General features: G+C 44.3%; 1 protein-coding gene. It reads right to left on the minus strand.

Annotation, left to right across the window (positions count from 1 at the left end):
* Window positions 1-575 (minus strand): methyl-accepting chemotaxis protein (locus QSJ47_RS08125; RefSeq protein WP_285603018.1); only part of this gene is annotated, 575 nt, incomplete at both ends.

Consider the following 575-nt stretch of genomic DNA (forward strand, 5'->3'; position numbering starts at 1 on the left):
TCTATCAAATCTCGGGTTTCATAGGAGAGTTCAGCGGTTTTTTCTGCTTCTTCCGTACCCGTGTTGATGTTGACCACAACTTGGGCGGTGATCTCTTTAATCGAGCTGATGATCGCTGCAATCTCTGTAACAGATTTGCCAGTGCGTTCAGCCAGCTTTCTCACTTCATCAGCCACCACCGCAAAACCTCGCCCATGCTCACCCGCCCGCGCAGCTTCAATAGCGGCATTGAGGGCTAATAGGTTGATCTGATCGGCAATGTCTTTAATGGTTTGGGTGATGCTTGAAATGGAGTTGGATTGTGCACTTAGGGTATCTACTAGTTGCACATTATTTTTCATGGTGCTGGCGACATTTTGGATATTGTCTGCGGTCTTTTTGATCATGTCGTTGCCATCGCTGGTGAGCTGTTGGTTTTCCTTAATCAAACTCAAAGTCATTAAAATCTTTTCTTCCTTGTCCGTTATGTCCAAGGCAAATTTAATGAATTTATATATCTTACCCTCACTATCAAAAACGGGATTGTAGCTGGCCTCCAAATAAACTGCCTTGCCCGTTTTTGTAACGCGCTTAAA

The organism is Helicobacter sp. NHP22-001, assembly GCF_030270165.1.
Lineage (GTDB): Bacteria > Campylobacterota > Campylobacteria > Campylobacterales > Helicobacteraceae > Helicobacter > Helicobacter gastrofelis.